Genomic DNA, 15,812 nt, shown 5'->3' with positions numbered 1-15,812 from the left:
CCGCCGCCCGCACCCGTTGCCCCCGTTCCAGGTCCAGCCGCCCCTGCTCCGGCCCAGCCGGCGCCGGCAATCCCGCCCGCGCCCTCGCCCGCTCCTGTGCCGGTTCCGGCGCCCGCACCTGCCCCGGCGCCGTCGCCGTCGCCGGGCGGCTCCAACCAGACAGCCATCTCGGTGGCTCTCGGCAAGGTCGGCGCGCCCTATTTCTACCAGTACGGCGGGACGGGTGCGTGGGGATTCGACTGCTCCGGACTGGTCCAGAACGCCTTCGCCGCGGCCGGTAAGTACCTGCCCCGCACCGCGTCCCAGCAGTTCGCCCAGGCCCCCGTGCATGTCCCGCTCTCCCAGGCCCAGCCGGGCGACCTGCTGGTCTGGGGCTCGGCACCGGGTTTCTACCATGTGGCGATTTACCTCGGCGGCGGACGCGTGGTCCAGGCGCTGAATCCCGACGCCGGGATTACCGTGACCGACGTTGCCGCCATGTCCGGAATGCAGCTGTACCCGGTGGTCGCCCGGTACTGAGCGCCGTTAGGAGAGCACGTCCTTCGTGATGAACCTGCCGTAGGCGAGCGCACCGAAGACTGCAATGTAGCCGCCCTGCAGCAGCAGGTTCGTGAGGAAGGAATCCCACGCGATGGGTTGGCGGAGCAGGTCCGCGAAGTCCAGCCAGTAGTGGCTGAACAGCCACGGATGCAGCCAGTCCAGCTGGGGCAGCGCGTCGAGGACCTGCGAAACCACCGAGAGCACCACCGTGGACGCCATGGCGCCCACGGGCACGTCCGTGAGAGTTGACATAAAGAGTCCGATCGCCGATAGGCCCATCAGCGAGACGGCAAGGTAGGCCGCTATCAGCAGCAGCCGCAGCAATGCCTCGGCTGCGCCGATCGAGTCACCGGAGAGCAGCGTGACCGGGCCAACCGGGAAGAGTGCTGCTCCGATCGCCGCCCCGACGAGTGCCACCACGAGCGGTGCCGTGACGGCGAAGGCCACCGCCCCGGCGTATTTCACCAGCAGCAGCCGGACCCGGCCTGCCGGCGCCACCAGCAGGTAGCGCAGTGTTCCCAGTCCGGCCTCGCCAGCCACGGTATCCCCCGCGACCACCCCTACGGTCAGCGGAAGGAACAGCGGAACGGACACGAGCAACGCGGTCACGCCGACGAACAAGCCGTTCTGGGTAATCCGGTCCAGGAACGCCGGACCCCGTCCCGCCGGCACCGCGGAGGACAGCCGGACCGCCACGGCGATCAGGATCGGAATGGCCGCCAGCGCACACAGCATGGCCCAGGTCCTGCGGCGGCGGAAGAGCACCCCGAGTTCGGATGCGAGCAGGCCCCGCCCCCACCGGCCCTGCCGGCTGGACGCTGCAGCGGGGCGGCCGCCGGAGCCGGAGCTATTACTGGCAACGGCCCCATCCCTCGTGCCGGACTTTTCACTGGACAACGTCGAAGCCCTCCCCCGTCAGTGCCACAAAGCGCTCTTCCAGGCTGACCTGTTCCGTCGCGAAGCCGCGGACCCGTACGCCGGCAGCCACCAGGGCCTCCACAACCGCCTCCGGCGCCACGGCTCCGGCGCCCGCCGCCGTCGCCGCCGCGGGAAGCGGGGCGTAGAGCACCTCACCCGCGTCGTTGGAATCTGTGCTGCCGGGAGCCGCGGGGGTGGCCGCGCCGTCCACGGCTGCGCTCAGGCCCAGCCGGGCCAGGACCTCGGCCGCGGCCCCAGGGTCCGGGGTCAGCACCCGGATCCGGGCCTGCCCTGCCTGCCGCAGCTCCGCCAGGGTCCCCTGTGCCACCAGCCGGCCCGCGCTCATGATGGCCGCGTGCGTGCAGATTTGTTCCACTTCGGCCAGCAGATGGCTGGAGACGAACACCGTGGCGCCGTTGGCAGCGAGCGAGCGCACCAGGCTGCGGATCTCCCGGGTGCCCTGCGGATCGAGGCCGTTGGTCGGTTCGTCCAGGACCAGGAGTTCGCGCGGTGCCAGCAGGGCGTTGGCGATGCCCAGCCGCTGTTTCATGCCAAGCGAATAAGCCCTGACCTTCTTGTCTGCGGCATGCGTCAGCCCCACCCGCTCCAGCGCCGAGTGGACCCGGGCAGTGCGGGTGGCGGCCGGAACGTGGGGGTCCGCGGCGTCGAGTCGGTGCAGGTTGGCCGCGCCGGAGAGGAAGGGGTAGAAGGCCGGTCCCTCAACCAGGGCGCCCACCCGGGGCAGCACCTCATGCAGCTGCCCCGGCATGTCCTGGCCGAGGAGCCGGACGGACCCGGACGTGGCCGCGGCGAGTCCGAGCATCAGCCGGATGGTGGTGGTCTTGCCTGAGCCGTTGGGGCCCAGGAAGCCGAAGACCGAGCCTTTCGGCACGGCCAAGTCGACGCCGTCGACGGCCAACTGGTGTCCGAAGCGCTTGCTGAGACCGGAGGTCTCGATGCTTAGTTCCGTCGCCGGCCCGACGGCGGTCACGCGGCGGTCACCGGGTGGTTCACCGCTGCGTGGCGGCGGACTGCAGCCGTTCCAACGGCACGGAACCGGCGAGGACACGCCCGTCGTCGAGGATCAGCACGTTCACCAGCGACGTCGACACGAGCTTCCCGCCCGGGACGGCCACTGCGGCCTGTTCCAGCAGCGCGGCGGCGCCCGGCCGGGCTCCGCGCGGGTCGGCAGTACCAGGCTGCAGCGGGTTGGCGGTCGCCGGGTCCGGCGCTCCGGTTTGAGGCGGGGTCTGATTCGGCAGCGTGATGGCCCCCGCCGGGAATTCGAGGACGGACTCCCAGCCTGTTCCGATCACGGTGGGCCGCTTCGCAGCGTTCGCTGCGCGGGCGTCCGGCGGCAGTGCGACGGCATCGGCCTTGTGGTCCGCCAGCGGTATTTCCTTCACGGTGGCACCGGGCGGCGGAGTGAAGGTGAAGAGCGAGGCATCCGGTGCCTCAAGCTTGAGACTCGAGAACGCGACGCTGAAAGCCGGCCCGGACTGGCCCCGGGCCTTAACTTGGACGCCAAGCGGCAGTCCGCTTTCGCCGTCGACCGCGATGGCGACGGACGCCAGGAGGGAGATGTCCGACTTAGGGGTGAGTACGAGATTGTAGGCTGCCCGTCCGGCCACCCGGGTATCCGGTCCCACGGTTACCTCGGTGCCCGGGTCGAGTTTGGCGAGCAGCTTGTCGGCCAGCTCCGCGGGGGTCTGCGCTGCGGGACGGGCCGCGTGGCGGCCGGCGGCATCGGCAGGCAGCTGGACATGGGCGGCCGTGTTGTCCTTGGAGTTGTAGAACCAGAGGTCGTTGCCGTTCGTGACCGCATCCCGTTCCGCCATCTTGTCCATGACCTGTACGCGGGCCTTTCCGGGACCGTCAAGGTAAACGCGGGAGGTATGGGGTCCGGTAAGCAGCTCCAGCCAGGCGGTCTCCGGGGACCCCGCACCGGACCCTGATGTCGGAAGGTCCGGCAGGCCGATCTCGGAACTCTGCTCCAGCGTCCCGGACAGTGATTTTTCCCCGTGCTGGGCGACCATCAGCAGCACCTGCTGCGGAGTCTTCTCCGGCAGCGGGTCTCCGGCACTCGCGGGAAGGGATCCGGACAGCACACCGGCCGCTATCACGGCGGGCGCCGCCACGGCAGGGATCCAACGCATCCATTTGCGCGTCATGGCAACCGCGCTCCAACCTTGCAGCTCATGATTCAACAGTACGCCCGGAATCGGCCCGTTTCACCCCTCCCCGGCGGATTGGTCCGGCTCCGGGTCCGGGCGGGCGGCCGCCCCGGCCGCGGCCCGGCTTCAAGGCTGGGTGAAACCATTCAGCGTCAGCTCGACCGCCCAGAGCAGGAGCGCGAGGACCGAGGTCCCGAGTCCGGCAACGAGCAACAACCCCGGGAGGGCGAGTCCCACGATGACCCGCCTGAGCCGTGGCCTGCCGCGCAGGAATTTCCTGGGCAGCCCGCCCGGCCCGGGGTCCTGCCTCCAGCCGCGGAGGCGCCGGAGGAACCATGCGCAGCGGACGATGAAGGCCAGCCAGAGCACGGACACCACGAGGGTGCCTCCGGGTGGGGCGCCTCCGGCTGGTTTTCCGGCACGGTTTCGTCCCGCACCGGCGGCGGGGCGCCCTGCGCTTCGCTCATGTCCACCCTGTCGCTAGTACCCCGCCGGCGGGGCGCCCGGCACCACGGTGCCGGCGGCGCCGTCGACCGTGATGCTGTGCCCGGTGACAATCAGCGAGGTGGCGTCCGGGACCCCAACAACTGCTGGAATCCCGTATTCACGGGCGACGACGGCGCCGTGCGAGTTGGGTCCGCCCATTTCCATCACCAGGCCGCCGGCGGTAAGGAACAACGGCGTCCAGCCCGGATCGGTCGACGGTGCCACGAGGATCTCGCCGGGCTCCAGCTGCGCACCCCGCGGGTCCAGGATGACGCGGGCCGCGGCGGTCGCCGTGCCGGCCGACGCCGGGGTGCCCGTCAGAACTCCCGCGGCCGCGGCGCCGGGATCGGCCCCGGCTGCACCGTTCTGCAGCGCTTCCGGTTCCGTCCCGTCCGAGAGCAGCACCCGCGGGATGCGGCGGCGGCCCAGTTCTTGGGCATAAGCGTCCCGGCGCTGCGCGACGACATCGTGCAGCGGCTTCCCGGTGAGGCCGTCGCGGGCCTCGACCAGGTCGAGGAAGAAGACGTCGTCCGCGTCGGTGATGCGGCCCGCCGCGGCCAATTCCGTTCCAATGGCCTGGAGCTGCCCGCGCACCGCGGCCAGGGCCTCGACGATGTGGTACTTCGGCAGCTCCCGCAACCCGGCGAACATCCGGGTGCGCTTCAGTGCCGCCTGCACCAACGCCGCCCGGAGCCTGCTCCGCTTCCCCGCAGCTGCGGCAAGCCGCCCCATCTGAGCCTCGGCGTCGCGTGCCGCCCTGCTGAACTGCCGGTCCGGGGCCTGTCCGGGGTCCTCCAGCCGCAGGTAGTTGGCCAGGACTCCGAGGATATGGGCGGGGTCGTCGGACCACCGGGGCATTCCCACATCGATCTCCGCCACAGCCCGGTGTCCGTAACGGCTGAGGAACCCGGCCAGTCCCGACTGCACGGCGGCGGGAAGCTCGCGGGCCCGGTAGCGGCGGACCAACTCCGAAACCCCTGTTTCATCGAATACCGCACCCTCGAACACCGCGGCGGATCCGGCGTCGGCCCGGATGACGGAGGCGAGCTGCCAGAGCGCCAGGTCCATTTCGGTGGTCACGTTATTGGGAAGCCCCCGCAGGACCGGCTGCAGTGCCCCCGGGCCGCCGTCGGGTCCCAGCAGCCTGCCGGCGGCCGCCAGCAGGGCAAAGCCGAGGGCGGGCAGCGGCAGGATGCTGGGCACCACCGGGAAAAGTTCCTGTCCCAGGATGCGCTCCACGTGGTCCAGCCGCTGCGCCGGAGTGGACCCGGCCGGCACCACAAGGGCGGCCCGGAACCGTTCGCCAAACCGTTCCGCCCGGCGCAGCGCGGCCTCGGGACGGAACAACGCGCGCAGCAGCGACTCCGGGACCCTGGCCCGGGTTGCCACGGGAGCGATATGCCGCAGCAGCCGCCACGGGGACCTGCTCGTGACAGCGAACCGGGGGTCCGCGAACAGCTGGCGCAGCACTGCTGCGGAGCGGGCCTCCATCACGTCGAACACCCGGGGCACGATCGCCCGCCCAATGGCGCTGCGCAGCACCGGGGTGAGGTCGAAGAACAGCCGCTGACCGGCCTGGACGTAAGGTGCCGGCCCGTCGTGAGGCACGGGGACGTCGAAATGCGCCGCGCGCGCCACGGACGAGGCAATCAGCCGGAAGACTGCCAGTCCCATCGGGGTCAGCGGGCGGGTCAGGCCTTGCGCCAGGCTGAAGCACAGGTAGACGCGTGTCCCGTCCCGGATCCGCTGCCGCTCGGGCAGCGGATACAGGGTGGTGATGGGCCGCGACTGCGTCAGCCACACTTCCCCGCCGCCGTCGATGGCCCATTCGAGGTCCTGCGGTGCGCCGAAGTGGACCTCGGCGCGGCGGCCAAGGAGCTCCAGTGCCGCAAGCTGGGCGTCGTCCAGGCAGGGTTGCGACCCGGCCCCGGACAGCTCAATCCGTTCGGTTCCTCCGCCGGGCATCGGCCGGATCTCCATGCCCTTGTTCCCGATCCTGCGCTCGAGGACCGTTTGCGTGCCGCTGTCGACGACGAAGTGGTCCGGGTTGACCGCACCGGAAACCACTGATTCGCCGAGCCCGGGGCTGGCGTCGATGACCGCCTCGTGTCGCCTGCCGGTCACTGGATTCGCGGTGAACAGGACCCCGGCCACGGCTGCGTCGACCATCCGCTGGACCACCACGGCAAGAGCCACCGTCGACGGGCTGATCCCGTGGCTGGCGCGGTAGCTGACGGCGCGGTCCGTCCAGAGCGATGCCCAGCACTGCCGGACGGCGGCCAGGACCGCATCGAAGCCCACGACGTTCAGGAAAGTGTCCTGCTGCCCGGCGAAACTGGCAAACGGCAGGTCCTCGGCGGTCGCGGACGAGCGCACCGCCACCGGCGCGTCGGGCCCCAGTGCCGTGTAGGCGTTCCGGACGGCCTCGACGATGTCAGCGGGAACCGCCGCGGCCAGGACGCGACGGCGGGCGTCGGCGGCCTGGCGGGCGAGCCCCGGCAGGTCGTCCGGGGCGGTCGAGACCAGGCCGGCGTGGACGGCGTCGAGTCCGGCGGGAGAAGTGGTACGCCGGTAGGCGTGCGTCGTCAGGCAGAAACCGGCCGGAACCGGCAGCCCGGCCTGCAGCAGTTCACCGAGGTTGGCTGCCTTGCCGCCGACGTCGGGAAGCAGCTCCGCGCCGACCAGCTCCAGGGCGAGCACCAGGGCGTGCCGCGGTTCCGGCTGCGGTTCCTGCTGCGGCGCAGCCGGGCCGGGGGGCTGCTCCACCTGACGGTCCTCCCTTCCGCGCTCGATCGGTTAGCTCGATCTGGTGTTGGACTGCCTCGGGCTACGAATCCCCGAGGATGGGCCCGAAGTTCACCCGGTCCGCCAGCCGGGGATCATCCCGGTCCGGAACCACCATGACGGGGCCCTTGGCGTGATGCAGGATGCCGTCCGAGGTCGAACCCAGCAGCATCCCGGCGAAGCCGCCGCGGCCGCGGGTGCCGACCACCACCAGTTCCACGTGCCGGCTGGCCTCGACGAGGATGTCCACGGGTGATCCATCCACGAGCTGGTTCTCCACCGTGAGGTGCGGAAAGTGGCTCCTGATCCAGGCGGTGCCGGCGTCAAGCTGGACCCTGATGTCGGTGAAGAGCGCTTCGCGGTCCATCGGTGCCGGGACCCAGGCCAGCGAGCCGTTGTACTGCGGGACGGCGCACACCACCCGCAGCCGCGCCGAGAGCCGTTCGGCCTGGGCTGCCGCCTCCAATACCGCCACGCGGGCCTGTTCGGAGCCGTCGACCCCCACCACCACAACGTTTTCGACCAGCACGTGCCCGGATTTCGCCCGCTCCGCGAGAACATGCCGGTCGTCGGTGGTTTCGCCCAGCCGGTCCGCGCAGATCAGGGGCACGGTAACCGTGGGACATTTGGAGTGCGCGGGCAGGGCACTGCTGACGGAGCCGAGCAGCCTGCCGACGAAGCCGCCCCGGCCGCGGGTGCCGAAGACCAGCAGCTCGGCGGTTTCGGACATTTCCAACAGGACGCCGGAGGCGTCGCCGTTTTCGACGGAGGCGTCGACGTCAATGCTGTACCCCGCGACCTTGTTCACGGCCTGCTGAAGAATGGCCTCCGCGCCTTCGCGGATCACCGAATCGTCGACCGTGGCGTAGCCCCCGTCGAGCCCCGAGGCAGCGAAGATCGGCACGGAGTAGGCGGTCACGATGTGCAGCGGACGGCGGCGGCGCTCGGCCTCGCGGGCCGCCCACACCAGGGCGCACTTGCTGTGGTCGGACCCGTCGACGCCGACGACGATCCCCCGGGGAGCTGCGGACCCGCCGGGGGTATCCCCTGCCGGATCCGGATGAACCTGTTCTCGGCCCATGGGGTCCGCCTCCTTGCGATTCTTGCCTGATGTTGCGGCTATTCTGCCAGACGTGTCCCCGTGCAGCGTCCACGGGCGACGCACACCGGATTCTGCGGGCAAGAACCCCTGGTTTTCCTCACTATTCTCGGTTTGCCGGGAACAATCAAGCGGGCAGCAGCACGGCTCGAAAGGCGAACGCCGCCCAGGATTTACCCAGTGTTTTACACGTCGTCCGGTGAACCCGGATGACGGCGGATGAGGTCCTCCGCTCCGCCGGGAAAGCCCGGAAATCCAAGGACGAGCCAATGTTTCAGCTGCTCTATCCAAGGCGGGGAATGTTAGGTAGTCTTCGAGGCGTTGCTGAACCGAGACTCGTGTTTCAGAAACGCAGTGCCAGCTGGTGGTGCGATGAGGGCGCGGCGTCGGAGCCGGCAACGCGTCCGGGGCAGCGTCACGGCACCTGGAACCATTCAAGGAGGGACCCTGCAGTGTCGAGCATGCCTATATCGGGGGGCATCGAACGGACCGCCGCCGTCGTCATCGGCACCGGTCTGTCCGGGCTGGCGGTCGCCAGCGAGCTGCAGCGGCGCGGCGTGGACTCCATCATCGTGGACGGCCTCGATCTGCTGGGCGCCGGGCATCCGGCCAACACCTCCTCCCTGCAACGCTGCGACGCGGCCGACGCCGGCAGCCTCCGGGAGCGCAACGAGATCCTCCGGCATCTGCGGAACTACGCTGCCAGCCACAAGCTGGATGTCCGCAACAACATCCGGGCCCTGGAGCTGGACCACCTCGACGCCGGCGTCAGCGGACCCACCCAGCAGTGGGCCGTCCGCACACCGGGCGGCCTGCTCCTGGCGGACCATCTCGTCCTGACCCGCTGCGCCCACAGCCAGCTGCGCCGGATGCTCTCCGAGCTCGGCATGGCCGCGGGCCAGAACCTGATGACGGCCATGCACGCTCTCGGAATGTACCTCGTGGGCGTGGGCGAACTCATCACGCCGACGCCGAAGGAAGTGCTGCGCCAGGCAAAAGTGGTGGGCCAGGCAATCTCCGCCAAGGTCTACCCCGACGGGTTTCCCGCCGCGCTCCCCGGTCGGTACGTCCTCGCCGCACCGGCTTAACCGGCCCCGCTGCTTCCCGGACCGCCGTCGCGCGGTCACCAACAGCCGTCGTGCGGTCACCAACCACAACGCGGGGTCAGACACGGCCCATCAAGAGGCGCCGGATGGGCCGTGTCTGACCCCGCGTTGCTTCCGGTCAGCTTTCGGGGCGGTCGCCGGGGCCAGGCTTGAGCCGGCTCTTGGCCATGAGACCCAGGACCACCAGGATGCCGATCGCCGTTCCGACAAAGATCACAATGCTCCACGGGAACGGTTCCGCTGAGCTGGCCGGAGTTGACGGCGCCGGCGTGATGCCCGGCTGGGCGGTTCCCATGGTGGGAACTGCGGCAGCCGCCGTCGCGCCCGCACCCGCGGCGGCGGCGGCGGTGAACGTGAAGCTGCCTTCGATGGGGTGCCCGTCCGAGCTGGCCACGCGCCAGGTGACCGTGTAGAGCCCGGCCGGGGCGCCGGGCTTGAGCTTCTGCGCAGCGACGTTGTCCACGATCTCCACGGCGCCATCAGCCCAGTTGGTGCCCGCGGCGTCGCTCACCACGATCTGTGAGCCCAGCGCCAGCGGGTTCCTGTTGAACGTGACCGAGACTTTTTCCGGCGGCGTGGCCACCGTGGCGCCGGAGGCCGGGCTGGTGGACTCGGCGACGTCGTGGGCCGACGCCGGAGCAACCGCCCCCAGCAGGGTTACGGCGAGGATCGCGGCGCCCAGCAGGGCGCTCAGAAACTGTCGGATAAGGCGCATGGGAAGGACCGCTCCTAGTGTTGGCTTCCTTACAGACTAGGTGAAATCGGCCGGACGCCGGGTGCCTGCCTAATAGGATTCAACTAACCATCCACATCCCCCGGAGGATTAATGCTCAAGCAGGGCTCTGCACTCGACCGGTACTTCAAGATATCCGAGCGGGGGTCGAACTTCTCCCGCGAGATCCGCGGAGGCTTCGCCACCTTCTTCGCCATGAGCTACATCGTGGTGTTGAATCCGCTGATCCTCTCGGGCCCCGATTCCTCCGGTGACACCCTCGGCTTCCCCGCCGTCGCCGCTGTCACCGCCCTTGTGGCCGGCATCCTGACCATCCTGATGGGGGCCTGGGCCAAGCACCCCTTCGCGCTGGCCACGGGCCTCGGCGTCAACGCCTTCGTCGCCGTGACAGTGGCCACCAACCCCGGCCTGACCTGGCCGGACATGATGGGCCTGGTCGTGCTCTCTGGTGTCACCATGCTGATCCTGGTCCTCACCGGCTTCCGGACCGCCGTGTTCAAAGCGGTCCCGGAGGGGCTGAAAACCGCGATCGTGGTCGGCATCGGCCTCTTCATCGCCCTGATCGGCCTGGTCAACGCGGGCTTCGTGCGCCGCATCCCGGATGTCGCCGGCACCACCGTTCCGGTCGGCCTGGGCTTCGACGGCAAGCTTCTGGGCTGGCCCACCCTGGTCTTCGTCTTCGGCCTGATCCTGACCATCGCCCTCGTGGTCCGCAAGGTCAAGGGCGCAATCCTGATCGGCATCGTTGCCTCGACCATCCTGTCCGTGATCCTGGAATTCACCCTGCACATCGGTCCCAGCTTCGACGGCAAGACCCACAACCCGGCGGGCTGGTCCCTCGTGGCCCCGAAGTTCTCCGAATGGGCGGCCCCGGACCTGTCGCTGATCGGCAAGGCCAACCCGTTTGGCGCGTTTGAGCACCTCGGCTTTGTCGCCGCCACCCTGCTGGCGTTCGTGATCCTGCTGAGCATCTTCTTCGATGCCATGGGCACCATGGTGGGACTGGCCACCGAGGCCGGGACGATCGACAAGGATGGCAACATCCCGAACGTCGACCGCGTGCTGCAGGTGGACGCGCTCGGCGCGATCATCGGCGGCGGCGCCTCGGTCTCCTCAAACCAGATCTACGTCGAATCCGGCGCGGGCATCGGCGAAGGCGCCCGGACCGGCCTGGCCTCAATCGTTACCGGCATGCTGTTCCTCGTTGCCATGTTTTTCACCCCGCTGATCAACCTCGTACCGTTCGAGGCCGTGGCCCCGGCGCTCGTCGTCGTCGGCTTCATGATGGTCTCCCAGGTCGGCAAGATCGACTGGCAGGACCTGGGCATCGCGATCCCGGCGTTCCTGACGTTCACCCTGATGCCGTTCACCTACTCGATCGCCAACGGCCTGGGTGCCGGCTTCATCATGTTTGTCCTGATCCGCACCTTCCAGGGCCGCGCGCGTGAGGTGCACCCGCTGATGTGGGTTGTGGCTGCGGCGTTCCTGCTGTTCTTCGCGATCGGCCCGATCGAGACAGCGCTGGGGATCCACTAGGCACCACCCTCCCGACCCTTCCGCCGAGGTGAGACTTGGCGCCCATGTTTGTCCAAAACATCGGCGCGAAGTCTCACCTCGGCGGCTTTCTGGGGTGTTTGGGGGGTGTTCTTGCCGCTGCCTGGCGGTGTTTCAGGGCGGATTCCGGGATTTCGGACAGTTCAACGGCGCCGCGGCTGGTTTTCCGGGCCGGGCTGCGGTGAGCTAGGGGCATGGTTTCTCCCGCACCCGCCGTTGATGTCCCGCCGCAGCCCTGGACCGGTCGGTTCGACGGCGACGGCGCCGAGCACCTCCGCTGGTGGCAGGCAGTCACGCCGTACGTCCCCCGCCGCGCCCGGGCTGCGTCTGTGGCGGCGTCCGCGTCCGCCCGCCCCGCGGTCATCCTCGGCTTCAGCAGCGATGCCGGAGTGCGCCGCAACAAGGGCCGCTCCGGCGCCGCCGCGGCTCCCGCCGCGATCCGCGCCGCCCTCGGCCCGCTCGCTTTCCACCTTGCCCGGGACGTGCACGACGCCGGCGACGTCACCGTGGCCGGGGATGCGCTGGAGGCCGGGCAGGCGCGTGCCGGGCTCGCCGTCACCAGCCTGCTCGACGCCGGGCGGCTCCCCGTGCTGCTGGGCGGCGGGCACGAGACCGCATTCGCAAGCTACCTGGGCGTGGCCGGCTCGGCGGCGGTCCGCGAGGGCCTGCGCGTGGGCGTGCTGAACCTGGATGCCCACTTCGACCTCCGCGACGAGGCCGTGCCCAGTTCCGGCACCCCGTTCCTGCAGATGGCCCGCGCTGAAGCCGCCGCGGGACGCGAACTGAAGTACGCCGTCGTCGGAATCTCCGAACCAAACAACACCAGGGCGCTTTTCCGCACGGCCGAGGAACTCGGCGTCGACTTCCTCCTTGACGAGGACTGCTCGGCGGAGGCGGCGCACGCCTTCGTGGCTGCGTTCCTGGCGCAGGTGGATGCCCTGTACCTGACCATCGACCTGGACGTGCTGCCGGCCTCGGTGGCTCCGGGGGTGAGCGCACCGGCCGCGTACGGCGTGCCGATGGCGGTGATCAGCGCGGTCTGCCGCCAGGTGGCTGCGAGCGGGAAACTCCTGCACCTCGACGTCGCGGAGCTGAACCCGGAGTTCGACCTCGACCACCGCACCGCGAAGGTGGCGGCACGGCTGATCAGCACGCTACTGGGGTAGCCGGCCTCAGCGCTGGACTCCCGGCGGGGGCCCGGACGCGAGGGCCTGGTGGAGCAGCGCCCGCGCGGACCAGCGCATCGACGCCATGGCCTGCTCCCGCGAGAGTCCGCCAATATCGGTCAGCCAGACGAGGGCCTCGATCCCGGTCGCGCTGCGCACGGCCAGGGCCAGGGCGCGGATCTCGGGCGCGGAAAACCTGTCCCGGAGGGGAGTGAGGGCCTCCTCGATCCAGGCGATCGCGCGGCCCTGGCGCAGCGGGAGTGCCGGCACGGCCGGATCCGGGTCCAGGGAGAGCCGGAGCATCGTGCGCTGCTGGGCTTCGGTGTTGACGATCAGCTGGGTGAATTCCCGGATGACGGCATCCAGCCGCGCCTCCGGGTCAACCGGCGCGTCGGCCGGCAGCAGCGACTTCCTGGCAGTTTCCGGGTGGGCTGCCGCGAGGAGCTCCCGCTGGGTCGGGAAGTAGCGGTAGGCGGTGCTCCGCGCCACGCCGGCCGCCGCGGCCGTGCTGTCAACCGTCGGGGTCTCCCCCGCCGCGACCGCTTCCCGGGCAACCGTCACCAGCGCCTCGAAGGTCCGGCGCTTCTGGCCGGTGCGGCCGGCATCCTGATAGGGGGTTGACATGCACCTTATGGTACATCAGTCTTGTTATGGGACGCTTGTCCCATAAGAAACCAAAGAGGCGATCCCATGGAAACGGTCAGCAGCCCTGCAGCCATCATCCGCGCGGAAGAACAGGGCGAGCGCCGCTGGTTCTTCGGCGGCGGCGTCCACACCTGGAAGGCCAGGGCGGCAGAGACCGGGGGCGCCTTCTTGTTGTTTGAGGACCAGATGGGCGGCGGCAAGATGACGCCGCTGCACACGCACCCCGATTCGGACGAGTCCATGTACATCCTCGAGGGCGAAATCATCATGCACATGGACGGCGTCGAACACCGGCTCGGAGCCGGTGGCCTGGCCGTGGCGCCGCGGGGCGTTCCGCACGCGTTTATGGTGGTTTCCGAGTCCGCGCGGATGCTCTGCCTGCACACCCCCGGGTGCTGCGAGGCCTTCTACTGGGACGCGAGCACACCACTCGCCGACGGGGACCCCTCCGGGACCGGCCCCGTGGATTTCGGCAAGGTGCAGGAGTCCGCGCGTCGGAACGGCGGAATCGAGCTGCTGGGGCCGCCGCCGTTTGCTCCGCGCTGACGAAGCGGTGCCGTCCAAGAGGCATCGGAACGCAGAAAGTCCCCGCCGGACAGGGCAGGGACTTTCCGGTGGGACCGGGTGCGGCTAACTGCGCCGGACCTGCACGCCGTCGGATTTCAGGAAGAGCTCGGTCTCAGACGGTACCGCCGGCACCAGCCAGAGGACATTGCCGCTCAACGAGACTTCCTCGACTTCGCCGGCCGCCAAGACCCGCGCATGCTTGAGGATTTCGACCGGATCGCCGGCCTTCAGGCTCCGCCAGTCGGAAACCGTGGTTGTGGATGCCATGCGTCTGGACATAACCGTCCCGCGTGCTTTCATGAACTTTTACCCCTTTGTATATGTTCTTTGTCACAACTTCATTGGTGTGACTTTCCATTTCTACTACAGTTCCCGGGCCTCCGCGGGCCATGTTGCCGACTATTTCCCAGACGCCGGAAATTGTTCAGCAAAACTGCATTTTGTTTTCCCTCAGGCCAGAATTCCTACGGCGGATTCGGCCGCCGCCCGGACCGTTCCGGCGGCGACAAGGGCGTCCGCCGCTTCCAGTTCCGGTGAGAGGAACCTGTCCGTGCCCGGACCGTCGACGACGTCGCGCAGGGCGGCGATCACGGCGGCGCCGGCGGGCCCGGGGGTCAGCTCGCCGCCGGAGAGCTGGGTGCGGATGTCCAGCGCCCGCGCCGAGGTCACGAGTTCGATCGCCAGGACGCGTCGCAGGTTTTCCACCGCGCGGCGGAGCTTGCGGGCCGCGTGCCAGCCCATCGACACATGGTCCTCCTGCATCGCGGAGCTCGGGATCGAGTCCACCGACGCCGGGACAGCCAGCCGCTTGTTGTCCGAGACCAGCCCGGCCTGGGTGTACTGGGCGATCATCAGGCCGGAATCGACGCCCGGGTCCGCGGCCAGGAAGGCCGGCAGCCCGTGCGAGCGGGCCGGGTCCAGCATGCGGTCGGTCCGGCGCTCGGCAATGGAACTCAGGTCCGCGACGGCGATGGCCAGGAAGTCCAGCACGTAGGCGACCGGAGCGCCGTGGAAGTTGCCGTTGGAGCTGACCCGGCCATCCGGCAGGACCACCGGGTTGTCGATCGCGGCGGCCAGCTCGCGGGAGGCGACCATGGCGGCGTGATCCACCGTGTCACGGACGGCGCCGGCCACCTGGGGGGCGCAGCGCAGCGAGTACGCGTCCTGGACTTTGGTGTCGTGGATCCGGTGCGAGGCCACGATCGGGGAATTGGACAGGACGCGGAGCATGTTGTCCGCGGAGGCGGCCTGGCCGGGGTGCGGCCGGAGTGCCGCGTGCAGCTCGGGCAGGAACACCTGGTCGGTGCCGAGCAGCGCCTCCACGCTCAGTGCCGCGGTGATGTCCGCCGTCGTAAGCAGCTGCCGGATGTCCGCGATGGCCATCAGCAGCATGCCCAGCATGCCCTCGGTGCCGTTGACGAGCGCCAAGCCTTCCTTTTCGGCCAGGGTAACGGGTTCGATCCCGTGCCCGGCGAGGAGCTCGGCGACCGGCCGTCCGCCCTTGGCGCCGTAAAGCTCACCATCGGGCCCCGTCGCTTCGCCTTCGCCCATCAGGACGAGGGCGCAGTGCGAGAGGGGTGCGAGGTCGCCGGAGCAACCAAGCGAGCCGAATTCGCGGACCACCGGGGTGATGCCGGCGTTCAGCACGTCCACCATGGTCTGCAGCACGACCGGGCGGACGCCGGTGCGGCCGGAGGCGAGGGTCTTGGCGCGCAGGAACATGATGCCGCGGACCACTTCGCGTTCCACGGCCGGACCCATCCCGGCGGCGTGGCTGCGGATGAGCGACTTCTGCAGCTGGGTGCGCAGCTCTTCGGGGATGTGCCGGTTCGCCAGCGCCCCGAAGCCGGTGGAGATGCCGTAGGCCGGCACCTCGCTGTGGGCGAGGGCGTCGATGTGGGCCCGGACCGTCGCGACGGCGTCGAGGGCTTCCTGGGAAATGGTCACCCGGGCGTCGTGGCGGGCGACGGCGACGACGTCCTCGGGGGTGACGCCGCTGGAGCCGAGGGTGACGGTGAGCGGTGAGTGGGTGTTGAGAGT

At 69.7% G+C, this 15,812-nt stretch carries 15 protein-coding genes; 5 read left to right on the top strand and 10 right to left on the bottom strand.

The genetic code is table 11. The features are described 5' to 3' along the window. Window positions 1-519 (top strand): C40 family peptidase (locus tag BJQ90_RS11520; RefSeq protein WP_226760395.1); only part of this gene is annotated, 519 nt, incomplete at its 5' end. 6 nt (window positions 520-525) lie between these two features. Here BJQ90_RS11520 and BJQ90_RS11515 read toward each other — a convergent pair. The 6 genes from BJQ90_RS11515 to BJQ90_RS11490 form a co-directional block, all read right to left on the bottom strand. Next, a complete protein-coding gene (locus BJQ90_RS11515) occupies window positions 526-1,275 on the bottom strand; it encodes an ABC transporter permease (protein WP_264197212.1) in 750 nt (249 codons plus the stop codon). 151 nt (window positions 1,276-1,426) lie between these two features. Continuing rightward, on the bottom strand, window positions 1,427-2,449 hold the full coding sequence (locus tag BJQ90_RS11510; RefSeq protein WP_226760393.1) for an ABC transporter ATP-binding protein: 1,023 nt from the start codon (window positions 2,447-2,449) through the stop codon (window positions 1,427-1,429). Between the two features lie 19 nt (window positions 2,450-2,468). Further along, entirely contained in the window at window positions 2,469-3,629 is a 1,161-nt protein-coding gene (locus BJQ90_RS11505; RefSeq protein ID WP_226760392.1) for a LolA family protein, read from the bottom strand. A gap of 129 nt (window positions 3,630-3,758) precedes the next feature. After that, window positions 3,759-4,010, bottom strand: a complete 252-nt coding sequence (locus BJQ90_RS11500) for a hypothetical protein (RefSeq protein WP_226760391.1) — start codon at window positions 4,008-4,010, stop codon at window positions 3,759-3,761. Window positions 4,011-4,112: 102 nt separating this feature from the next. Then, window positions 4,113-6,884, bottom strand: a complete 2,772-nt coding sequence (locus tag BJQ90_RS11495) for a PEP/pyruvate-binding domain-containing protein (RefSeq protein WP_413463672.1) — start codon at window positions 6,882-6,884, stop codon at window positions 4,113-4,115. A gap of 61 nt (window positions 6,885-6,945) precedes the next feature. Further along, window positions 6,946-7,983 (bottom strand): universal stress protein, encoded by a 1,038-nt coding sequence (locus tag BJQ90_RS11490; RefSeq protein WP_226760390.1) that lies wholly within the window; start codon window positions 7,981-7,983, stop codon window positions 6,946-6,948. Window positions 7,984-8,462: 479 nt separating this feature from the next. On the opposite strand from BJQ90_RS11490, the gene BJQ90_RS11485 reads away from it, so the two are divergent. After that, window positions 8,463-9,089, top strand: a complete 627-nt coding sequence (locus BJQ90_RS11485) for an FAD-binding protein (protein ID WP_226760389.1) — start codon at window positions 8,463-8,465, stop codon at window positions 9,087-9,089. Between the two features lie 136 nt (window positions 9,090-9,225). Here BJQ90_RS11485 and BJQ90_RS11480 read toward each other — a convergent pair whose 3' ends face one another. Further along, window positions 9,226-9,822: a copper resistance protein CopC gene (locus BJQ90_RS11480; RefSeq protein WP_226760388.1), complete on the bottom strand. Its 597-nt coding sequence runs from the start codon at window positions 9,820-9,822 to the stop codon at window positions 9,226-9,228. 111 nt (window positions 9,823-9,933) lie between these two features. On the opposite strand from BJQ90_RS11480, the gene BJQ90_RS11475 reads away from it, so the two are divergent. Together BJQ90_RS11475 and hutG are read left to right on the top strand one after the other, a co-directional pair. Continuing rightward, complete coding sequence (locus BJQ90_RS11475; RefSeq protein ID WP_226760387.1) at window positions 9,934-11,376, top strand: NCS2 family permease; 1,443 nt, start codon at window positions 9,934-9,936, stop codon at window positions 11,374-11,376. A gap of 212 nt (window positions 11,377-11,588) precedes the next feature. Then, window positions 11,589-12,560: a formimidoylglutamase gene (hutG, locus tag BJQ90_RS11470; protein ID WP_226760386.1), complete on the top strand. Its 972-nt coding sequence runs from the start codon at window positions 11,589-11,591 to the stop codon at window positions 12,558-12,560. A gap of 6 nt (window positions 12,561-12,566) precedes the next feature. Here hutG and BJQ90_RS11465 read toward each other — a convergent pair whose 3' ends face one another. Continuing rightward, on the bottom strand, window positions 12,567-13,184 hold the full coding sequence (locus BJQ90_RS11465; protein ID WP_226760385.1) for a TetR/AcrR family transcriptional regulator: 618 nt from the start codon (window positions 13,182-13,184) through the stop codon (window positions 12,567-12,569). Between the two features lie 66 nt (window positions 13,185-13,250). Between BJQ90_RS11465 and BJQ90_RS11460 the strand changes: the two genes are divergently transcribed. After that, the gene (locus tag BJQ90_RS11460; protein WP_226760384.1) at window positions 13,251-13,751 is read left to right on the top strand and encodes a cupin domain-containing protein; all 501 of its coding nucleotides are present in this window, start codon (window positions 13,251-13,253) and stop codon (window positions 13,749-13,751) included. An 84-nt stretch (window positions 13,752-13,835) separates the two neighbouring features. Here BJQ90_RS11460 and BJQ90_RS11455 read toward each other — a convergent pair whose 3' ends face one another. Then, window positions 13,836-14,072 (bottom strand): hypothetical protein, encoded by a 237-nt coding sequence (locus BJQ90_RS11455; protein WP_226760383.1) that lies wholly within the window; start codon window positions 14,070-14,072, stop codon window positions 13,836-13,838. Between the two features lie 150 nt (window positions 14,073-14,222). Then, a partial coding sequence (gene hutH, locus BJQ90_RS11450; RefSeq protein WP_226760382.1) for a histidine ammonia-lyase occupies window positions 14,223-15,812 on the bottom strand: 1,590 nt, incomplete at its 5' end.

It is taken from the genome of Arthrobacter sp. SO3 (assembly GCF_020532825.1).
Taxonomy (GTDB): domain Bacteria; phylum Actinomycetota; class Actinomycetes; order Actinomycetales; family Micrococcaceae; genus Arthrobacter.
Note: the sequence above shows the minus strand (reverse complement) of the source record. Positions and strands in the feature narration are given on the sequence as shown.